Here is a 3,731-nt window from a genome sequence, read left to right as displayed (position 1 = left end):
CAGTGGGCGATGGCCCGTTCGACCGCAGCGCGCAGTGTGGAGATGCTGCGGTTCCAGATCTCGGTGGAGGGATGGTGGTCGCGGCCAGGGGGTCGGCGTCGGGGTCGGATTACCCGGGTGCCTTGGTAGCCGAGGTCTCCGAGGGTCGGGGTGTTGGCCAGGAGTTCGTCGTAGCCGGCGGCGGTGAAGGCGGCGCGATCGTGGGTCTTGCCCGGCGCGGGTGCGGAGACGGCGAGCAGGCAGCCGGACAGGTCGGTGAGGACCTGCACGGAGAGGCCGGCTTTGTGGCGTTTGCCGGAGAAGTTGGCCAGGTGGGTGCCGCGGTCGGTGCGCCGGTTCCCGACCGGTACGAGGGTGCCGTCGACCAAGACCACCCGCCCGCGCAGCACCTCCGGTAACGGAGGCCGGTGGATGCAGGTGACCTGCTCGAACAACGGCAGCATCGCCCGGTAGATCCGTGACACCGTGGACTGGGACACCCCGAACAGATCCGCAGCCGCCGCCTGGTTGAGGTTCTGGCGCAGCAGCACCAGAGTCAGCACCACCCGCCAATACAACCCGAGCAACGGGGGCCGTCCTCGACGGCTCTCGGGTCCGAGCTGGTGGATCCGGGCGACCAGTTCCTGGATCTGGGCTTGATCAAGACCCGTCGTAGACTCGTACCGCAACAGCCCCACCCTGGTTCATCGTGTCTGTGAGAGGAAACGATCATGCCAGGCGGGGCTGTTGCGCTTCCCCGATGATCAACTTCTGAATAACGCTCCAACACTCGTGTCCCGCGAGTCCAACGTTCCCGACCCGCGAGTCCAACGTTCGCGTCGTTCCCGAGCGTTGGACTCGCGGTGTCGGAGTGTTGGACTCGCGGGTCAGGTCGCGGGGTCGCAGATCTCCTCGGTGCCGCCCGCCGGGTGGCGCAGCTCGAACCGGTACTCCATGCGTCGCACGGGCAGCCGCCACAGGCCGTCGGCGGCGGGCAGGGACAGCGCCGGCAGCAGCCGGGTGCCGTCCAGTGCCGGCGCGGCACGTCCGGCGTCGGCCAGCCGGAAGGTGACCGAGTCGGCCCTGACCAGGGGGCTGGTGTCCGTCACGTGGCGATCACCAGGCCCATTCCAGTCACCGGCGGCGTCGTGCGTCAAGCTGAGGCGGTGTCGACCCGTGAACTCGTCGTGCTCGGGACCGCGAGCCAGGCGCCCACCCGCCACCGCAACCACAACGGCTACCTGCTGCGCTGGGACGGGCTCGGACTGCTCTTCGACCCCGGCGAGGGCACCCAGCGCCAGCTGCTGCTCGCCGGGGTCGGCGCGCACGACGTCGACCGCATCTGCCTCACCCACTTCCACGGCGACCACTGCCTGGGCGTGCCCGGTGTCGTGCAGCGGCTCTCGCTCGACCGCGTGCCGCACCCGGTGTACGCCCACTACCCGGCGAGCGGGGCGGAGTACTTCGCGCGCATGCGCCACGCCGCCCCCTTCCACGAGGTGGCCGACCTGCGCGAGGAGCCTGTCGAGCGCGAGGGGACGCTCGCGACGGGACCGTTCGGCACGCTGGAGACCCGCCGGCTCGACCACCGGATCGACGCCTTCGGCTACCGGCTCGTCGAGCCCGACGGACGGCGAATGCTACCCGCCGAACTGTCCAGATTGGACATCAGTGGACCGGATGTCGGTGTGCTGCAACGGGAAGGCGTGCTGCGCCACCGCGGCCGGACGGTCCGCGTCGAGGAGGTCAGCGAGCGCCGGCCGGGCCAGCGGTTCGCGTTCGTCATGGACACCCGGCTCTGCGACGGGGTCTTCGCGCTCGCCGACCGGGCCGACCTGCTCGTGATCGAGTCCACGTTCCTCGAGCGGGACGCCGACCTGGCGCGTGACTACGGGCATCTCACCGCCGCGCAGGCCGCCCGCGTGGCCGCGGAGTGCGGGGTCCGCCGCCTCGTGCTGACCCACTTCTCCGGCCGCTACCCCGACTCGCGCCTCTTCCGCGACGAGGCGGCCGCCGAGTTCGACGGCGACATCGTGGTCGCCGAGGACCTCATGCGCGTCCGGGTGCCGGCGCGTCGCGAGAGCTGCCAGTAAGGACGCCTTCCTGACGTTGGGCGCCGTGAAGGACGCCTTCCTGACGTTTACCACGCGCACCGACGGTCGGGTCCGCATCATCTGACCTTTTCCACGTCTCAATCCGAATCTGCGGAGTTAGACTGCCCGTCATGCCAAAGTTGCGGATCAGCGAGGCGGCGGCGCTGCTCGGGGTCAGTGACGACACCGTGCGCCGCTGGATCGACCTGGGCCGGCTGCCGGCGGTGCAGGCCGCCAACGGGCGCATGGCGGTGGAGGGCCACGAGCTCGCCGCGTTCGTGCAGCGGCAGGCGGAGGCTCCGGAGCCGGGCATGACCGTGGCGGCCTCGGCGCGCAACCGCATGCGGGGAATCGTCACCCGCGTCCGCAAGGACGGTGTGATGGCTCAGGTCGAGTTGCGGGCCGGCCCGTTCCGGCTGGTGTCGCTGATGAGTCGGGAGGCCGCGGAGGAGCTCGGTCTCGAGGAGGGCAGCGTCGCCGTCGCCTCGATCAAGTCCACCCACGTCGTCGTCGAGATCCCGGAGTCCTGATGAGACGTTCGCCCCGGGTGGTCGTGCTGGCCGTCCTCACCGCGCTGGCCGCCTGCGGGACCGCTGATCCGCCTGCCGGGTCAGCGGAGGGCGGCGTCTCCGGTGAGGTCACCGTCTTCGCGGCGGCCTCGCTGACCGAGACCTTCACCGAGCTGGGGAAGCGGTTCGAGAAGGCGCATCCCGGTACGACGGTCACCGTCAACTTCGGCGCCAGCTCGGCGCTCGCCAAGCAGATCACCGAAGGCGCGCCGGCCGATGTGTTCGCCTCCGCCTCGCCGGCCAACATGGCCCAGGTGACCGACGCCGGTGCCGCGGCGGGCGATCCCACCACGTTCGCGCGCAACAGGCTCGTGATCGCCGTGCCCGCGGGCAACCCCGGCGGCGTCACCGGACTCGACGACTTCGCCGACCCCGGCAGGAAGATCGCCCTGTGCGCCGAGCAGGTGCCCTGCGGCGCGGCCGCGCGCAAGGCGCTGGACGCGGCGGGGGTCAGCGCCGAGCCGGACACCTTCGAGCAGGACGTGAAGGCCGCGCTCACGAAGGTCTCGCTCGGCGAGGTCGACGCGGCGCTCGTCTACACCACCGACGTGCGGGCCGCGGGCGACGATGTCGAGGGCATCGAGTTCCCCGAGGCCGGCCAGGCGATCAACGACTATCCGATCGTCGTGTGCAAGGACGCACCGAACGCCGGGGCCGCCACGGCGTTCGTCGACCTGGTCCGGTCCGCGCGGGGCCGTGCCGTGCTGTCCGCGGCCGGATTCGAGGAACCATGACGAGGCGGCGGCTGCCGGTCGTCCTTGCCGTGCCCGCGTTTCTCGGCCTGGCGTTCCTCGTCGTCCCGCTGGCCGGGCTGCTCGTGCGGGCGCCCTGGTCGACGCTGCCCGAGCGGCTGTTCAGCGCCGAGGTCGGGCAGGCGCTGTCGCTGTCGCTGGTGTGCGCCAGTCTCGCGACGGTCGTCTGCCTGGTGCTCGGTGTGCCGCTCGCGTGGCTACTGGCACGCGGCGACCTGCCCGGCCGCGGCGTGCTGCGCGCGCTCGTCACCGTCCCGCTCGTGCTGCCGCCCGTGGTCGGCGGCGTGGCGCTGCTGCTCGTGCTCGGCCGGCGCGGGCTCGTCGGCCAGTACCTGCAC

General features: G+C 71.5%; 5 protein-coding genes and 1 pseudogene. 4 read left to right on the top strand and 2 right to left on the bottom strand.

The genetic code is table 11. The features are described 5' to 3' along the window. Both ACRDTB_RS37675 and ACRDTB_RS37670 read right to left on the bottom strand, forming a co-directional pair. Positions 1-566 (bottom strand): transposase family protein (locus ACRDTB_RS37675; protein ID WP_431437054.1); only part of this gene is annotated, 566 nt, incomplete at its 3' end. A gap of 300 nt (positions 567-866) precedes the next feature. Continuing rightward, positions 867-1,088, bottom strand: a complete 222-nt coding sequence (locus tag ACRDTB_RS37670; RefSeq protein ID WP_431437052.1) for a hypothetical protein — start codon at positions 1,086-1,088, stop codon at positions 867-869. Positions 1,089-1,145: 57 nt separating this feature from the next. Here ACRDTB_RS37670 and ACRDTB_RS37665 point away from each other — a divergent pair, with 57 nt between their 5' ends. From ACRDTB_RS37665 to ACRDTB_RS37650, 4 genes and pseudogenes are all read left to right on the top strand, one after another. Next, positions 1,146-2,072, top strand: a complete 927-nt coding sequence (locus ACRDTB_RS37665; protein ID WP_431437051.1) for a ribonuclease Z — start codon at positions 1,146-1,148, stop codon at positions 2,070-2,072. Positions 2,073-2,203: 131 nt separating this feature from the next. Next, complete coding sequence (locus ACRDTB_RS37660) at positions 2,204-2,602, top strand: TOBE domain-containing protein (RefSeq protein WP_431437050.1); 399 nt, start codon at positions 2,204-2,206, stop codon at positions 2,600-2,602. Next, positions 2,602-3,375: a molybdate ABC transporter substrate-binding protein gene (modA, locus tag ACRDTB_RS37655; protein ID WP_431437048.1), complete on the top strand. Its 774-nt coding sequence runs from the start codon at positions 2,602-2,604 to the stop codon at positions 3,373-3,375. The genes ACRDTB_RS37660 and modA overlap by 1 nt, the downstream gene beginning before the upstream one ends. After that, positions 3,372-3,731: pseudogene (locus tag ACRDTB_RS37650) on the top strand (molybdate ABC transporter permease subunit); the annotation flags it as partial. The gene modA and the pseudogene ACRDTB_RS37650, both read left to right, overlap by 4 nt.

This window comes from Actinophytocola sp. (assembly GCF_050699935.1).
GTDB lineage: Bacteria > Actinomycetota > Actinomycetes > Mycobacteriales > Pseudonocardiaceae > Actinophytocola.
Note: the sequence above shows the minus strand (reverse complement) of the source record. Positions and strands in the feature narration are given on the sequence as shown.